The 16,620-nt window shown below is 49.3% G+C and carries 14 protein-coding genes; 6 read left to right on the top strand and 8 right to left on the bottom strand.

All coding sequences use genetic code 11. From position 1 onward, the window contains the following. The first annotated feature begins 279 nt into the window (after positions 1–279). A complete protein-coding gene (ihfA, locus tag ACF8PK_RS08585; protein ID WP_004726208.1) occupies positions 280–573 on the top strand; it encodes an integration host factor subunit alpha in 294 nt (97 codons plus the stop codon). 49 nt (positions 574–622) lie between these two features. On the opposite strand, the gene ACF8PK_RS08590 is transcribed toward ihfA, so the two are convergent. Continuing rightward, positions 623–1,399, bottom strand: a complete 777-nt coding sequence (locus tag ACF8PK_RS08590) for a hypothetical protein (protein ID WP_004726207.1) — start codon at positions 1,397–1,399, stop codon at positions 623–625. Positions 1,400–1,721: 322 nt separating this feature from the next. On the opposite strand from ACF8PK_RS08590, the gene ACF8PK_RS08595 reads away from it, so the two are divergent. Then, positions 1,722–2,369 carry a thiopurine S-methyltransferase gene (locus ACF8PK_RS08595; RefSeq protein ID WP_055466766.1) on the top strand — a complete coding sequence of 216 codons (648 nt, stop codon included), beginning with the start codon at positions 1,722–1,724 and terminating at the stop codon, positions 2,367–2,369. A 178-nt stretch (positions 2,370–2,547) separates the two neighbouring features. Continuing rightward, positions 2,548–3,858 carry a PAS domain-containing methyl-accepting chemotaxis protein gene (locus tag ACF8PK_RS08600; protein WP_055466765.1) on the top strand — a complete coding sequence of 437 codons (1,311 nt, stop codon included), beginning with the start codon at positions 2,548–2,550 and terminating at the stop codon, positions 3,856–3,858. A 67-nt stretch (positions 3,859–3,925) separates the two neighbouring features. On the opposite strand, the gene purT is transcribed toward ACF8PK_RS08600, so the two are convergent. The 3 genes from purT to ACF8PK_RS08615 all read right to left on the bottom strand — a co-directional run bounded on the left by purT (position 3,926) and on the right by ACF8PK_RS08615 (position 7,539). After that, a complete protein-coding gene (gene purT / locus ACF8PK_RS08605) occupies positions 3,926–5,101 on the bottom strand; it encodes a formate-dependent phosphoribosylglycinamide formyltransferase (protein WP_004726204.1) in 1,176 nt (391 codons plus the stop codon). 138 nt (positions 5,102–5,239) lie between these two features. After that, complete coding sequence (locus tag ACF8PK_RS08610) at positions 5,240–6,553, bottom strand: ferric reductase-like transmembrane domain-containing protein (protein WP_392440771.1); 1,314 nt, start codon at positions 6,551–6,553, stop codon at positions 5,240–5,242. A 95-nt stretch (positions 6,554–6,648) separates the two neighbouring features. Then, positions 6,649–7,539 (bottom strand): AEC family transporter, encoded by an 891-nt coding sequence (locus ACF8PK_RS08615; RefSeq protein WP_004726202.1) that lies wholly within the window; start codon positions 7,537–7,539, stop codon positions 6,649–6,651. A 224-nt stretch (positions 7,540–7,763) separates the two neighbouring features. On the opposite strand from ACF8PK_RS08615, the gene ACF8PK_RS08620 reads away from it, so the two are divergent. Continuing rightward, on the top strand, positions 7,764–8,288 hold the full coding sequence (locus ACF8PK_RS08620; RefSeq protein ID WP_014205228.1) for an outer membrane beta-barrel protein: 525 nt from the start codon (positions 7,764–7,766) through the stop codon (positions 8,286–8,288). Positions 8,289–8,500: 212 nt separating this feature from the next. Continuing rightward, a complete protein-coding gene (locus ACF8PK_RS08625; RefSeq protein ID WP_392440773.1) occupies positions 8,501–11,206 on the top strand; it encodes an EAL domain-containing protein in 2,706 nt (901 codons plus the stop codon). 117 nt (positions 11,207–11,323) lie between these two features. On the opposite strand, the gene cdd is transcribed toward ACF8PK_RS08625, so the two are convergent. The 4 genes from cdd to sbcB all read right to left on the bottom strand — a co-directional run bounded on the left by cdd (position 11,324) and on the right by sbcB (position 14,927). Further along, entirely contained in the window at positions 11,324–12,211 is an 888-nt protein-coding gene (cdd, locus tag ACF8PK_RS08630) for a cytidine deaminase (protein WP_014205226.1), read from the bottom strand. Positions 12,212–12,419: 208 nt separating this feature from the next. Then, a complete protein-coding gene (locus ACF8PK_RS08635; protein WP_392440774.1) occupies positions 12,420–13,100 on the bottom strand; it encodes an LrgB family protein in 681 nt (226 codons plus the stop codon). Continuing rightward, positions 13,091–13,465: a CidA/LrgA family protein gene (locus ACF8PK_RS08640; protein ID WP_004726196.1), complete on the bottom strand. Its 375-nt coding sequence runs from the start codon at positions 13,463–13,465 to the stop codon at positions 13,091–13,093. The genes ACF8PK_RS08635 and ACF8PK_RS08640 overlap by 10 nt, the downstream gene beginning before the upstream one ends. A gap of 40 nt (positions 13,466–13,505) precedes the next feature. Further along, positions 13,506–14,927: an exodeoxyribonuclease I gene (gene sbcB, locus ACF8PK_RS08645; protein WP_232658670.1), complete on the bottom strand. Its 1,422-nt coding sequence runs from the start codon at positions 14,925–14,927 to the stop codon at positions 13,506–13,508. Between the two features lie 602 nt (positions 14,928–15,529). On the opposite strand from sbcB, the gene ACF8PK_RS08650 reads away from it, so the two are divergent. After that, positions 15,530–16,597 (top strand): hypothetical protein, encoded by a 1,068-nt coding sequence (locus ACF8PK_RS08650; protein ID WP_392440776.1) that lies wholly within the window; start codon positions 15,530–15,532, stop codon positions 16,595–16,597. The last annotated feature ends 23 nt before the right edge of the window (positions 16,598–16,620 follow it).

Raw genomic sequence — 16,620 nt, forward strand, 5'->3', positions numbered from 1 at the left:
TAGAGAGAAGCTCTAAATATTTTGGGTGAATTAGTATAAGTAACTAAAATATCAGTAGTTTTTCTTTAAATGTGAAGACAAGTTTTGCGGCTAAGCGCGCGATGAACGTCTCTTTTTGTGGTGAGATTTTGGTTGGTCTCAATAAAAAAGTTGGCGAAAATCATAAGCTTGGCATACACTTTTCAGGTGATGCCAATTATGTCTTTGATTGGCTAAGCAAAAATTGCTTTGGTGCTGTCGTTGCACAGCAAGGTTTAACATAGCTTTGAGGGAAGTTTTATGGCGCTCACAAAGGCCGATTTGGCTGAGAACCTGTTTGAAAAACTAGGGTTTAGTAAACGGGATGCCAAGGAAACGGTTGAAGTGTTTTTTGAAGAAATTCGCAAAGCACTCGAAGGTGGCGAACAGGTAAAACTCTCCGGTTTTGGTAATTTTGATCTGCGTGACAAAAACGAACGTCCGGGTCGAAATCCAAAAACGGGTGAAGATATTCCGATCACCGCTCGACGTGTCGTAACGTTCCGCCCAGGGCAAAAACTAAAAGCCCGAGTCGAGAACATTAAAAAGTCGTAAAAAGACCGAGCATTAGACCACGCTTTCGCGTGGTCTTTTCATATCTGGCTTATGCGGCTTGAATATGTGTGGTGATGTAAGGCTGCCATGCCTGCTGGTAGAGATCTTGTGACTCGCGGCGAATCTTCTGAATTTTAGCCATCTCCCAATCGTTGAGTGCGCGTTGGTCACGACCTGCGGTGCGCTCAATGTTCTGAATCTGTTTATAAAGGTCATGCTCTGGGCCACTTTTCACATCGGCAATCGCTTTCAAGTGAAATTGTACTTCGGCAATGATGCCGGTTTTTGGCAACTGAACCAGCACGTTTAAGTCACGGTAACCTGATTCCGCTGGTGATTTAAAGCGGTTTTTCACCTTCATCACCGTCGCTTCGCGGCTCAGGGCTTCATAGGCGTCAACCAAGCTCGGCACATCGTCGGCGATGATCGTGGCGCGCGCTAAATCGGTAATGCGTTCCGGTTGACCATTCAATTCCAATTCGATTTTTTCCAAGGCGCGGTGGTGTGATTTTACGCCAGAAAAGTAGGCGTGGGTGGATGTGAGTAGTGCGGTACTTTTGCACAAAGTTTCCAGTTCACACTGGGCTTGATGCGCCTTGCTGTAGAGGATATCGAAATCCTGATAAGGCTGCAGAACGCTGTTTTGCGTGGTTTGAATGCCGTAAAGGCCGCTGAGGCTATGTTTGAAAAGCTTTGAACTGACTTGATTTTGCGATTCACCTCGGTTGTCTTCCGACGTGGTATCAAAAGGCAGAGCGGCCGCAAAAGCAGGCGCTCGGCTCAGAACCAGAAGCATCAGTGCCGTCGTTCGTAAGAATAGGCTCATTCACTCTCCTTAGCTTGCGCTGTTAGGTCAAAATTGGCAATCAGAAGGGCCATAACAGTGTGCAAACGAAGCATTCTCTTCAATAAAGATGTTGGGTTGAAAACGCTAAACTCAATCGAATCCCAAAGACAAATGTGCAGAGTGTGTGGTCTGTCACATGACAATGCTCGGTTATTCAGACTATTAGCCGAATAAACAGTTCCTTTTGAGAGTGTAAGGAAGTGTGTCTTTCACAAAACGCTGACCAAGTGTTAAAAACTGGCTACCGAATTTAACCAGAATTCGTTACCCTATCGCGCTTCCATGACTTCAGAGATGACGAATGAACGATCCAGAATTTTGGCACGCGAAATGGGCCTCAAACCAAATTGGCTTTCACTTGACCGATGTGAACACATTGCTCAGTGATCACTGGCACGAAACACAGCCAAAGCGTGATGAACGCGTTTTGGTGCCGTTATGTGGTAAAAGCGAAGACCTCATTTGGTTGGCAGAAAAACATGACGATGTGCAAGGGGTGGAACTCAGCCCGATTGCAGTGCGCGCCTTTTTTGCGGAACACTTCTATACTCCAACTGTGACGCAGATTAACGGCCTGCATGAGCTGTATCAGTTTGATGAGCTGTCGATTTACACCGGGGATTACTTCACGGCGCCGCTGCAACCGGTCGACATTGTTTATGATCGCGCGGCACTGATTGCCTTGCCGGAAGGGATGCGCGCGGATTACGTGGCTCGTCTGAAATCTCTGCTCAATCCGGGCGCACGGATTCTTTTGGTCACCCTCGATTACGATCAGCAAGAGCTGAGTGGCCCACCGTTTAGTGTGAATGAAGAGGAAGTGAAGCGCTTGTTTAGTGGGTTTTCGGTGCGTCGTTTACTGCGTGATGAAGCCAACGCACAGCATCCGAAACGCGCCAAAAAAGGCCTCAGTCGTTTTGCCGAAGAAGTTTGGTTGATTGAAAGCTGAACCTGTCGCTCACAAATGGAGTAAAAGGTCTAATCAAAGATTGTAAAGGTGCCAAGATGCTGTACGATATGGCACCTTTTCGCTAGGTTGAAAAATAAGCAGCGCATGAAGAATGCTGCAAATCATCTCAAATTTTCCGATTGTGGCGGGCTCTCCCGCAATACCATGAGGTCCTAGTATGTTTCTTTTTAGCAGCCGTAAACAAGAACAGAATCACCAAGCTCAACTCGACGCCATGCGCTCTGCCAGTATGGTGCTCACTGCGATTAAACATCGCGTACCGTATATCGAATTTTCCAGTGATGGCCGTATTCTTACGGCCAACGAACTGTTTCTCAGCGCGATGGGATACTCGCTTGACGAAGTGCAAGGCCAACACCATCGTCTTTTTTGTGATAAGCAACTGACTTCATCGGCATCGTATCAAAATTTTTGGCGTGAATTGGCGCAGGGCAACCCGCAACACGGGACGTTTCGCCGCGTGCGTAAAGATGGTCAAGACATCTGGATTGAAGCCACGTACGTGCCGGTGGTCGATGAACAGGGCCGCGTGGTGAAAGTGGTCAAAGTGGCCAGCGATGTCACCGAAGAAAAATTGCAGCTCGATAGCCAAGCCGCCATTTTTGAAGCACTAAAAACGTCGTTGGCGTACATCGAATTCACCCCGCAGGGGCAGATCCTCAATGCCAATGATAATTTCTGTCGCTGCGTGGGGTACTCACTGCGTGAGATTCAAGGCCAGCACCATCGCCTATTTTGCAGTGAGGCGTTCATGCAGAACAATCCCGATTTTTGGCCATCATTGGCTCGTGGTGAATTCAAATCCGGACTGTTTGAACGTCGCAATCGAAATGGTGATGTGATTTGGTTGGAAGCCACCTACAACCCGATCAAAGATCAGCAGGGCAATGTGGTGCGGGTGGTGAAATTCGCTAGTGAAATCACAGCACGTATTCATCATTTACAGGCGATTCAACAGGCGTCGAAGGTGGCGCAGCGCACGTCGCTTGAAACGTTGGACATTGCCAATGATGGCGCGAAAACCTTAGATGTCGCCGCGGATGTGGCGAACCAGATTGACGGCTCGGTAGAGCAAGCGTCGTCGTTGATGGAGAAACTGACCGAACAGTCACAGCAAATATCGCAAATCGTCACCACCATTTCGACCATTGCCGACCAAACCAATTTGTTGGCGTTAAACGCTGCGATTGAAGCGGCAAGAGCCGGTGAATATGGCCGTGGGTTTGCGGTGGTGGCCGATGAAGTGCGTAAACTGGCGGCGAACACATCGCACGCGACGGATGAAATTGGCAACATCGTGAAACGGAACAGCGAATTGACCCAAGTGTCAGAGCAAACCATGACGGAAATTCAGCGCAAGGTCATTGAATGCAATCAACAATTGCAAGCGACCCAAGCGCTCATCGACGAGATTCGACACGGTGCGCAGAATGTTGCGGATACGGTGAGTCAACTTGTCAACGACTGATCGCTTCATCACGTGACAAAAAAGCGCGCTCAATGGCGCGCTTTGTGTTTTCTGATACTACGGATACTCAGTAGTGGATCTTGACTGCTTTGGCGCATTCAATCGCGCGAGTTGTAGCTTCAGTGGTGGTTTTCCCTCGAGACAGCGCCACACCTAGGCGGCGGCGACCGTTGATTTCGGGTTTGCCGAACAGGCGGATTTGCGAGTTCGGGACACACAACGCATCGTCTAAACCGGAGAATTGAATATCGCTTGAGGTGCCTTGACCAAGAATCGCCGCGGATGCAGCAGGGCCGTATTGCGTGATCTCGCCAATCGGTAAGCCGCTAAATGCACGCACATGCAGTGCGAACTCTGATACATCTTGAGAGACCAACGTCACCATGCCGGTGTCGTGAGGGCGAGGGGAGACTTCGTTGAAGATCACTTGGTCGCCTTTAACAAACAGCTCAACACCAAACAAACCATAGCCGCCCAGTGCGTTGACGATTTGTTCTGCCACGTATTCCGCTGCTTTGAGTGCATTTTCTGACATCGCTTGTGGCTGCCAAGATTCACGGTAATCCCCGTCTTCTTGACGGTGTCCGATTGGCGCGCAGAAATGAACGCCATCGACCGCGCGCACGGTCAGCAGCGTAATTTCGTAATCAAAATCGATAAAGCCTTCAACAATCACACGGCCAGCGCCTGTGCGGCCACCTTCTTGCGCGTATTGCCACGCTTTTTCTACATCTTCCGCGGTCTTAATCACGCTCTGGCCTTTGCCCGATGAGCTCATGACCGGCTTACATACACAAGGAATACCGACGAATTCAACCGCCGCGACGAAATCGTCATAGTTGTCAGCAAACTGATATGGGGACGTCGGCAGAGAAAGTTCTTCAGACGCGAGGCGACGAATGCCTTCACGGTTCATGGTGAGACGCGTCGCATTTGCCGTGGGAACCACGTTCAGCCCTTGCGCTTCCAATTCCACCAGTTTGCTGGTGGCGATCGCTTCAATTTCGGGTACCACGTAATGCGGTTTTTCTAAATCAATCACCTGTTGCAATGCGTTTGCATCGAGCATATCGAATACATGGCTGCGGTGCGCGACTTGCATCGCTGGCGCATGTTCATAACGATCGCAGGCAATCACTTCCAAGCCTAAACGCTGGCACTCAATCGCCACTTCTTTACCAAGTTCACCAGAGCCAAGCAACAGCACGCGTTTAGCACTGTTTCGAGTCGCAGTCCCCAACATAGAGCGAAAATCCTTATAGTGATGCATCGATTCCCAGTATCACAGCGATACTGGGAATACCCTGAGTAAAAACAGCGGCAATCATACTGGAATTTGCTAAAAAAGCAAACGTTTGCGTTAGGTGTGTCGTGAGCAAAATTAACGCATCGCAAACCGTTCGGAATGAAAGTTTTGTTGCGGTAACCCCATGCCAATCAACTGATTTTTCAAGCTGGAAGCAAAGCCTGCTGGGCCACAGAAACTGACACTCGCCTGTGTGAGGTTGAGGTGCTCTGCCACGCGTTCGGCACACAATCGTTCGTTGTTGGCCGAGGTGTAGACGTGCAGGTTCACGTTCGGCAAGTTGCTGACGAAGCGCTCCAAGAGTTTGACGAAATACTGCTGTTTGTTGTTATCACGGCAGTAGAACAATTCAATATGACGTCCTGATGAATGCGGTTGTTGTGTCAGGTGTTGCAACCACGCGACAAACGGCACAATCCCGATCCCGGCGCCCACCCACACTTGTTGCACGTCGGCAGGGACTTGGAAACGTCCGTAACCACCTTCGACAGTGACCGCATGCCCTTGTTGCAGGGTGGTGAACAGGTGATGGGTGTAATCGCCCAGATCTTTCATCGCAAATTCAACGTGTTGGGTGAACGCATCGTACTTCAAGATAGAGAAGGGGTGAGGCGCTTCGCCATCGTGAAAATCGAGGTAAGCGAATTGACCTGCACGGTAATCCAACGGCTTATCCAACGTGATGCCGATATGCAGCACACGATAATCATTGCTGTCATCCACCACGTGTTGCACCAATGACACTTGACCATTCACTTTGCGACGGCGACCAATTTGGCCGCTGAGTGACAGCACGGCGCACAGTGAACCGACTGCCGCGCAAACCCAAACCAGCGTGTTTAAGGTCGCGGCACTCCATTGATAATCCAGCACGGCCACCGAGTGGAACGCACCGGCGAGGAAAATCGCGCCTGCTAGTTTGTGAGTGAAACGAAAACGGCGGTAACTGATGGCTTGAAATAGGCTAATCGCGACGAAGATAACAAACACATAAAAGCTGTATTCGCCGACGACTTTCCCCCAATGCATCCAGTTGATGCCCTCGATGGCTTGCCCTAACCGTGCACGACGTTGCGGTGCGGCTAACAGGCCTAGGCTGATGAGCCACTTAGGAGATTCAATCATGATCCAGTGCGCTACTAGGGCTACGAGCGCGCCGATCCCCATCTGTTTGTGAATGGCGTAGCCTTTGTCGAGTCCGTTGACAAACTCTTCCACTTTGGGCAACCGCATCGCCAACACCATCGCGACGGCCATGTAGGCAAACCCGATCGCACCAGTCAGCAGGATTAGTTGGTGACGCCAATAGAAAAAGCTTGCCTCTGGCTCCCAGGTGAACAAGACATTGGGTAACCATAACAAACTGATAATGAACGCAATTGTTTTCATGATCTAAGTCCTTTCATTTGTTGTGGGTATAGATTAGATCGGTCAATGAAAAGACGGAATCGACTTTATCTTGTTTTACTTGGGTTGACTTATCTTTACATAACACCGCTTTCCAGCGACAGCGCAAAGATCAGCAGCAGGGGGAGGGTCACAACGCACAAGAAGTTGCCAAATAGCACCATGGACGCCACATTGGTTGGCTCAATATGAAACCGTTCGGCGAACAGATAGTTCATGACCGCAGGAGGCAACATGGTAAACAGTACCATCATTTGCAACTGCATGGTGGGCAAAGGAATCAAGATGTAGATGAGGGTAAATGCGACGGCGCCGGTGGCGAGTGATTGCGCAGTTGAGATCAACCCAACCCGTAAACCCGACAGGCGCATGTTGGTCATCTGAGCGCCCAACGACAGCAGCATCACGGGCACCGCCGCTTGGCCCAGCAGGGTGGTTGCTTCGTAAAGTGGCGTCCATACGGGCGTGCCCGATAAGTTAAACAGCATGGCAATCACGGTCGCGATGAATACAGGTGCAGTGAAAATCTGACGAAATGACCCGCCTTTACTGAGCAGCGCAAGCCCCAAGCTGATGTGCAAGCACGCGGAAACCACAAACAGCAACACCGCCGAAGCGAGCGCGGTTTCCCCAAACGTATAAGTAAACAGCGGAATGGCGAGGTTACCGCTGTTGCGAAACATATGCAGCGGCGCCCATGCTTTAAAGTTCCAGCCGCCGATTTTACACAATGGGATCATCAGTAATCCGGGCACCAACACCGCAATGAGTGAAGCGTAAATCAGCGGCAGTTGCGCGGTGTCTAATGGCATGGTCGCCAGTGAAGAAAACACCAAGGCGGGCAGAAACGTATCCATGTTGATGCGGTTGATAGGGCGAAAATCGGGTTTGAGCCAACGCCCAATCGCATAACCCACGCACACCAGAGCCATCACGGGAAAAAGAATACTCACGACCTGTTCAAACATCGGTGTCCTTACCTAAGTTACGCCACATAAGGTGTTCAAATTAGCAGGGTTTTTCACCAGCGTCACGGATTCGATGGGGGATTCGTGCAGCGTGTGGCGCCGAGGCGTGTCGTTGGCAACCATGGGCTATCGCCAAAAAGTGCAATCAAAGTCAGGGATAAGAAGTCGATTAACGGTGTCGCTCAACTAAGCTTTTGATTACTACAACAATAAGGAATCAGCGTATGAAATCATCCTTCGTAGCAATCGGATTAGGGCTTGTTGTCGTCAGCAGTGGCAGTGTGGCCAGCACCGATAACTTTGATCGGTTTTACATCGGGCTTGGCGCGAGTTTTACCGAATTGGAAAGTGAGAGTTACGACATTGTCTCGGAAGACAAAGCGGACGTGACCTCACTCGGGTTAGTGTTCGGTTATCAACCGATCAAATATTTTGCCATTGAAGGGCGTGAACTGTTTCGCGTCTCTCGACACGATGATCTCTACGATACACAAGCGTCGTTGTTGGCGCGCGGTATCTTACCCATTCATGAATACTTCAACTTTTACGCGGTGGCAGGGTTGAGTTTGCTTGCCAAAGATGGATTTGACGAACACGGCACAGACTTTACCTACGGCGTGGGCATGCGTATCAAAAACCGCACGCCGTTCATTTTGGATGTGGAGTACCGCATGCTCTACGACGACACGTTTGATGGCATCGACATGGAGCTTCGTTCAATCAACCTCAACTTTTTATACGGTTTTTAATCTGCGTAGCCCACGATGTGTGGTGGGCTGTGCTGCCATATGTCGCGAAAGCACGCCAAGACAGCATTTGAATCGGATAAGCAGCGCATCTCATCGCGTTTTGATGCTCGAACAATAGAAACGCGGCGTGAATCATTTCAATTCGATATATTAACGATTAGAATTTTAGCTATTACTAACACTTAGCCATTGCTAACATTCAGAGGACTGAGATGTCTCGCTTTCGCTTAGTCAAACTGCACACGAAAACGGTGCTGCTGTTCTCATTGGGTATCATGGCCGTACTATTGAGCTGCCTATTTGTCACCCGTTACTTTTTCCTGTTTAGTCTCAATGAACTTGAAGATATGGAGATTCACCGCGCCAGCGACCAAGCGCAGGCGGTGATTCAGTCGTTGGTGAGTCGTCAAGAAAAGAACTCGTATGATTGGGCTTACTGGGACGAAACCTACCGTCTGCTGATTGATGACAATCCCGAGTATATTGATCGAAATTTATCGCAGGAATCGCTCGATGCGTTGACCATCGATCTGATGGTCTTTATGCGGCCCGACTACACATCCGTTGCCACATTGCGTCGCAGCGACGATGAGCACGTCGATGTACCCGCTCTGCTTGCCACATCAAGTTTGCATGCGTTTCTGCAGCAAATGTCGACACGCTTAGACAGCCAAAAACGCAGCGAAGCGGGGCTGGTCAAAGTGAACCAACAAGTCTGGATCATCACCATCACCCCCGTTCGTGACAGTAATGGCGAATCTGAGACCGTGGGCTGGATGCTCTGGGGACAACTACTCACGCGTTCTTTCCCCGCTTTGTATCAAGAATTATTGATGGCACAGAGCCAACTGCTGACCGATCCCAACGCCATCTCTGGCGTGCACGAAGCCTTTGGGGTTGACGACAACCCCCATTCGATACTCAGAACCGATGACGAATTGGTTCACTACGCGTCGATTCGAGATTTGAGTGGCAGCGAAGTGGCGATCCTCAAAACGTGGGAGCCGCGCTTGTACTACCAGAAAGGTGAATATGTTTTTTTCTATATGATCCTCAGCCTATTGGTGGTGACATCGTTGATTTCGGCGGTCGTGTACTGGTTGTTTAAAGACAAAGTGGGCAAACGCTTCACCCATTTTGAACAGAATATCGAGGCGCTGCTCGGCAGCGTGCCATTGCAATCGGATACTCGCCAAGATGAGTTTGAACGCATAACTCAGTTGGTGGAGTCGCTGGCGCGCTCGTCCAATCAAGCGCAAGATCAGTTGAAAGCGACGCTGCAAAAGTTTGAAGCGCTTTATCACGGCCAGTCGGTGGGCATGATTTTGCTGAATGAAAAAGTCATTGTGGATGTTAATCCGGCTACATTGGAGTTACTCGGCTACTCACGTGACACCTTGATTGGCAAAACGCTGGAGGCGATTTGCGGCACCAGCAATGCTGACTGCGCGGTGGAGCAGTTTTTCGCGATGCTCGACAAGGGGCAAAACACATTCGAAGCCATGATGCTGCGATCTGACATGACAGAAATTGCCTGCTCGATAGAAGCCACGATTCTGCAAGATGGCGATACGTCTTCGGTGATGTTGGCGGTGCAAGATATCAGTGAGCAAAAGCAGCAGGCGGAATTGATTCAAACGCTGACGCAATACGATCCAATTTCCGGCTTACTCAATCGTCCCACACTCATTCATTGTGTTCGCCGCCTGTTTCGTCATCAGTCCGAAGGGCTTGAATTTTCCGTCATCTACTTTAACGCGACCCGGCTCAAAGAGATTGATGAAGTGTATGGTCATGAACTCTACGATGCGTGCGTGCGCCACATCGCCGACAGTTTGAAGCGTTATTTTAGCCGCGAAGATGTAGGGCGGATCAGTGAACATGAGTTTATCGTCTGCTGCTCCGGCCCGCTGAATCGCGTGGAGTCGATGGGCAGCCACATTCTGTCAGCGTATCGCGCGAAGATCAGTTTGGCGGAGATGGAGCTCGACCTTGGGCTCAAAGGGGCGTTGCTGCCGTCTTCCATCGATTTTGAGAACTTTGAAAATATCGTCCATTGTGGTTACTACACCGTCATGAATCGGTCGTCGTCGGTGGCACATTCGCTGAACGTCGTGACGCCAGAACAGTTTGAGCAAAGCCAAGAAGTGCAGATCCTCAATCGCGACATCGTGGCTGCACTGAAAAATCGCGAAATCATTGCTCATTATCAACCGATTGTGAAAGCCGCATCCGGCCAGTTAGTTGGCTTTGAAGCCTTGGCGCGCTGGAAACATTCGCAATTTGGAATGGTGTCGCCTGCCGTGTTTGTGCCACTGGCCGAACAGCGAAAACTGATTGTGGAACTCGGTGAGCAAATTCTTGACCAAGCGTGTGCATTTTTGCAAACGTTTCAACAAGCGCAAGGCCACAACAAGCAGATGGTGAGCATTCACGTCAACATCTCCAGCCCGCATTTTTATCACAGCAGTTTGGTTGATACGCTGCGCAACGTGATCGCGCAGTATCAACTTGAAGCCGGTCAATTGGTGCTAGAGCTGACGGAAAGCATTCTGATGGGGGTTGAAGAAGAGACGCAGCAGCGCATGGATGCCATTAAAGCGCTTGGCGTTCAATTGGCGCTGGATGATTTTGGTACGGGTTACTCATCGTTCAGTTCGTTGTGTAATTTTCCACTGGATATTGTCAAACTGGACAAGTCGTACATCGATGGTTTAGACACCAATGAGAAAGCCAAATCGCTGATTCGCAATATCATCAACATGTCACAAGAACTCGGGCTAACCACGGTGGCCGAAGGGGTTGAGAACGCGTCACAGCTGAGAAAGCTCAACGTGTGGAACGTGGATGAAATTCAAGGCTATTACTTCTACAAACCGATGGATGCAGCGCTGGCATTGGAAACGTTTCGTCATTGAAAGAGGGAACGCTGACGGGAAATGGTGAAGAAACGTCGGCATAAAGGTAAGAGCGAAAAGAAAAAGCCAGACGGTGTCTGGCTTTTTCGTGGATATCATTCTTTGGGGCACCGAGCGTTACAGTGACAGATACGACAGTGGAATGTCCGGATTTATGGCTTCCAGTGTGGATTGGGTATCTGCCAAGTGGCTGATGCTGCCTTCGGCCATTTCAGCCAGCGCGGCACTTTCGATAGTGTCGAATGTTTCACCCGCCATGCGCAATTGAATCAAAGCCACTTGCAATGGAGGCAAGCTTGGGTTGAACGCCGCATTTTCCGCGTACGCACCCAGATACTGCTGACCGCTGGTGGTTTGCAGCGCTACGCCGCTCAGATTGGCGGTGTATGGCGCGTGGCTGCGGTTCAGGGCAACTAGTGCTTTCTGCACCAATGGTTCTTCATCGTCGCTGGTTTTGCCATGATTGACGTTGGCCATCAGCGCCGATTCAATGCCTAAATCTGCTGGGCCAAACGATTCTGGCAAGTAGTATTGCAACGACTTTTCTTCACGTTGTGGCAGTTGAATTGACAGCGTTTTCGATGTGTTCAATTCATTCATGAACTGACGGCAGTGACCACATGGGCTGTAGTTGACGGTAATGTCCGCCAAACCTTCTTCGCCTTTCATCCAAGCATGGCTGATGGCCGCTTGTTCAGCGTGAATGGTTTGACCCAGTTGCACTCCAGAAAACTCCATGTTGCCGCCGAAGTAGAGGCGACCCGACAGGCCACGCACGATGGCACCGACATAAAACTTGGAGATAGGCACATAGGCGTAGGCCGCTGCCAAAGGAAGCAAAGTCACACGCAGATCAGCATCACTCATTTCCGAAATGGAAAGCAGTTGGTTGAACTGGTCGGGAGAAAGGGTAGCGTCAAAATCATCAGCCAAGGTGATCGGAGTCAGAAACTCTGCGATTGGCTTCGGCATGCCCGCTAGCGCCTGTTCAATACGGCTTTTCATAAAGAATCCTTAATAATGTATTGAACTTCATTTTAGGCAACCGATGCAGCTTTACTGAGATTTTTGTCACATAAATGAATGTAACGACATTTCAGTTTTCATAATTAGAGTGATGTCACACATGTCATCGATTGCACAAGGCGAAAGAGTGAAGTCCGTCGATGATCGCGTCACGAACATCGACAGAGGCCACAAAGTTTCCATGAGTTTAGAGGACGGAGAGCCAGATCGCGAATCCAAATAGGCTTGGTGCGAGAATCGAGGTGATGACGCCGCACAGCACCAACGCCAGAGAACTGAAGGCCGCATCGCGCGGGTCTCTTTCTGCGCAGCTGGCGGTGCCCAATGCGTGGGACACAGTGCCCATCGTCAGGCCGCGAGCAATCGGGTGTGTCACGTTGAGCACTTTGTAAATGGGGTAGGCGAGAATCGCGCCAAACAGACCAACCATGAGCACCAGAATGGCGGCCACCGCCGGCTCACCGCCAAGGTTACTGGCGACTTCCATGGCAATCGGCGTGGTGACGGATTTGCCCATCAAGGCGGCGATCAAGCTGATTTCAGCTTTCATGCTCACCGCGATCAAGCTGGCGGTCAACATCGACATCACACTGCCCACGCCACAGGCCAGCATCACCAAACGCCAGTTGGCACGGATCTGAGGCAGTTGCTCATACAGTGGATAGGCGAGTGCCACCACGGCGGGTTGTAGCAAGTCGCTCAACCATTTGTTGTCGGCATAGTAGGTTTCAAACGGCACCTTCAGGTACATCAGCACCGGAATGATGATCGCGATACAAATCAGCAAAGGATTCAAGAACGGTGAATTGCCTTTCTTCGCCACCCAACGAGCGAAGAAGAAGACGATGAGGGTGACAATCAACCACATGATTTCTTACCTCGCTTGAGAAAACGATCCAAGCAGACACCAAGCGTGACGATCACCAAAGTGGTGCCGCCAATGGCGCTGGCAATGATGGTCCATGCGTTGGCGACCAACATATCAAAATGTGCCATCAAGCCCACACTGACCGGCACAAACAGCAGCACCATGTAGCGAATGAACAGATTGGCTCCGGGTTTGACCCATTCCACGGGAACGAGGCCACTAGCCAACAAGGAGAACAGAATCAGCATGCCGATGATGCTGCCGGGAACGGACACGCCGAGCCAGCTTTGCAGGTTCACACCGGCCAGCAGGCACAGGAAGATCAACCCGATTGAGACCACATATTGTGCGATGGTTTTTACCATGAGAATGTCAGCCGTAATTGCAATCAAATAAACTCAGAAACTAAGAGGCTAGCTTCTCTACGTATTGGTAAACGGATTTGAGAATCGCGATTTTCTTTTCATCACTTTCATGTTCATGCACCAGATTTTCCAGGTTCAGCATGTAATCAGGCAGATGTGTTTCGTAGTAATCGCGACAATGGTTCGCCCAGCGGCGTTGCTCTTCGTCGTCGAGCGTCCACGGGAAGTTGCGCGCGCGGTAACGAAACAGCAGAGGTTCAATGCGTTTGTCGCTGAACGTGATATCCAACTCGCCGAGCAGTTCAGGATTCGTGGAACGAATAATTTCCATCGCAGCTTTATCTGCAGGGGAGAAGAACCCGTCATAGAGCTGCGTATCTACATCGTTCGAGGCTTCAAATTCGCGCTCAATACTAAACAGCGCCGCCAGTTTTTCGCGAATATCGGGAGACTGACGAATGCGTGCCAAGTTGGCCAAGCACAGTTCGCGGTCGATGCCGATGGTGGCGGCATTTTCGGCGGTGAGCGTTTTCGCCGGGGCTAGAATCGGACACTTGTTGAGATGAACCAGCTTGACGGGCACAGGCAATTCATCCGGCGCTAAATCGTCATGACGAGTGTATAAACGCGCGTGCAGTGATTCCACATCCAAATCGAGCAGCGGCTGCGGGTCTTTGGCTAAATCCACCACAATGACCGCGTTTTGGTTGGTCGGGTGCCAAGCAATCGGCACAATCCAACTGGTGTATTGGCATTCACGGCCCAACATGCCAGAGACATGCATCAGCGGCGTCATGTTGACAATATCAATCAGTTCATTGAGCTTGCGTTTATGACGCATCGAGAAGAAATACTCAAACAGCTTGGGTTGCGCGGCTTTGACTTTTTTCGCCAGTTCAATCGTCGCAATCACATCCGCCATCGCATCGTGCGCATTTTCGTGCTCAATGCCGTTGGCTTTTGACAAATGCTCCAGTTTGAAGCTGGTAAACCCTTCGTCGTTTTCTGGCCACACCACACCTTCCGGGCGCAATGCGTGACATGCACGCATCACATCCAGTAAATCCCAGCGGGAGTTGCCGTTTTGCCAGCTCCAAGCATACGGGTCAAGGAAGTTGCGATAACAGGTATAGCGGGTGACTTCATCGTCGAAACGAATGCTGTTGTACCCAAGGCTTGTGGTGTTTGGTGTCGATAACTCGGCGTGAATTTTGGCGATGAATTCGGGCTCAGGCAGCCCTTGCGCCATCGCTTTTTGCGGAATGATACCAGTAATCAGCGCGGCTTCTGGCGCCGGTAGGTAATCTGATGGCAATTGGCAGTAAATCACCAACGGCTCACCGATGATATTAAACTCCATGTCTGTGCGCACACCAGCAAACTGACTCGGACGGTCTTTGGCCGGGCTGGTGCCCCACGTCTCATAGTCAAAGAAAAAATAAGTGGGCTGCTGTTGCTGCATGTTTGTTTACCAAGTCGCTGATTTAAAAATTATTGAACGGTTATTAGAACATTCCGCACTGGACATGGCAATCTCGAAACCCGGCGGCAGGCTATGTTCGGTCAGTGATGCAACAAAAAAGCCGACGTTTAAGCGTCGGCTTTGGGTGATTCATGATGGCGGCTTAGGCCGTTGTCGCTCGTCACCGCACGTGGTTGAAAAATGCTAGGACATGCGATGTTCCTCGCATAGAAATGTTTGCCAGAGAGCGAGGCGCAGCAGCAGGAGTATTAATGGCCGTGTGCCGTGGAACCAAGAAACCCGTTTCGCCTGCACTTTATTCCATGTTTAAAAGCTATCACCCAATTTTGGAAGAGGTCGCCCGTTGTCTATCAGATGAACGCAACGATGTGGGCGTTGATGGAAATGATTGAGAGGGAAGTGGTGTCACATAGTGGTCTGAGTTTGTTGTAGAGCGCAGCCTTATTTTAGCAAAGTGTGATGAACGTATAAAAAGGTAAACACGTCGAGAAACTAAATACTCATATGACTATATTTATTGCCTAGTTATAGTAACTTAAGGTTATCCGTACGTTGAGTTGTATAAGTCATAAAGGGTTTTCATGTCTAGTAAATTTGAGTCTCAGCTAAAATTTGTATTCGAACGATTAGGATACCATCCAGCTCGTAGAGCGATGAATGGTCAGTTTGGGCGTAGCTTTCCTAAAGGAAAAAAAGAGATGTTTGCTGATATTGAATTATTAGCTACATCTGATAAAAGACACGCAGATTTCATTGATAGTTGTGGTGAAAGTTGTATTCACTTAGGTACCCGTCATCTAGAGCTATTTGATGTCAAAGACCCGATAAGGAAAAAAGAACTCAACAACTTTTTTTCAAATTTACAGCCAACAACAAACAAAGTGTTATCAAACTCTTATCCATTTCCGATAACAAATCAAATTGCACTTGCAAGTATAAAGAAAAATGAAATACATGTTATGGATAGTGGTGTGATAACTGTAGATAGGAGCGACTATAAATTTGTTGTATTTTCTACAGTTATTGAGAATGAAGTAGAAGAAGATGGAACAAAATACTTAAACAAAAATGGACAGGATCTGGTTAAAAATAACCAAGCACATTTTTACTACGTAACAAGTGAGTATCGTCAATTATTCCATGTGCTTTACTGGGATGAACAGGAGGATAGCGCGATATTATCAATTGATAAAAACTTGCTGTCTGTGCACAAAAGTCGAGATCAACTATTCTTAACTAGAATGTATGTAGAACAGAGTACTACAGGGGCGTTGGGGCATCCTCTTAATGTATTTGATGCCATTGAACCGTTATACAATGAGGTTGATGGTCGGATTATTCGTTTGGGTCATGTTACATCGGATAGCAATCCTGTTAGGTTAAAGCTAACTCGTGGTCAAGTCTGCTTGAAACAAGATAAGTATCATGGTGCAGGGGAAACTAGCGGCCATGTGCATGCGAAGTTCTCGGTTGGTAAGAGTTGGTCGTTTGGAGTCGCTGATCAACGTTCAGTTGTCGAAGTCGATCTTGCAGGTAAAGCGGCGATGTTAGATACTGCGCAGCCTTTATCAGATTTCGAAGTGGCAAAATGCTCACGTATGAAAGACTTGAATTTTGCTATTAAAAAGGTTCGCCCTTATGCAAGTTAAGTGTTCGTTTTTGTTTAGGTAAT

The organism is Vibrio sp. CJQ_6, from assembly GCF_043106745.1.
Taxonomy (GTDB): Bacteria; Pseudomonadota; Gammaproteobacteria; order Enterobacterales; family Vibrionaceae; genus Vibrio; species Vibrio furnissii.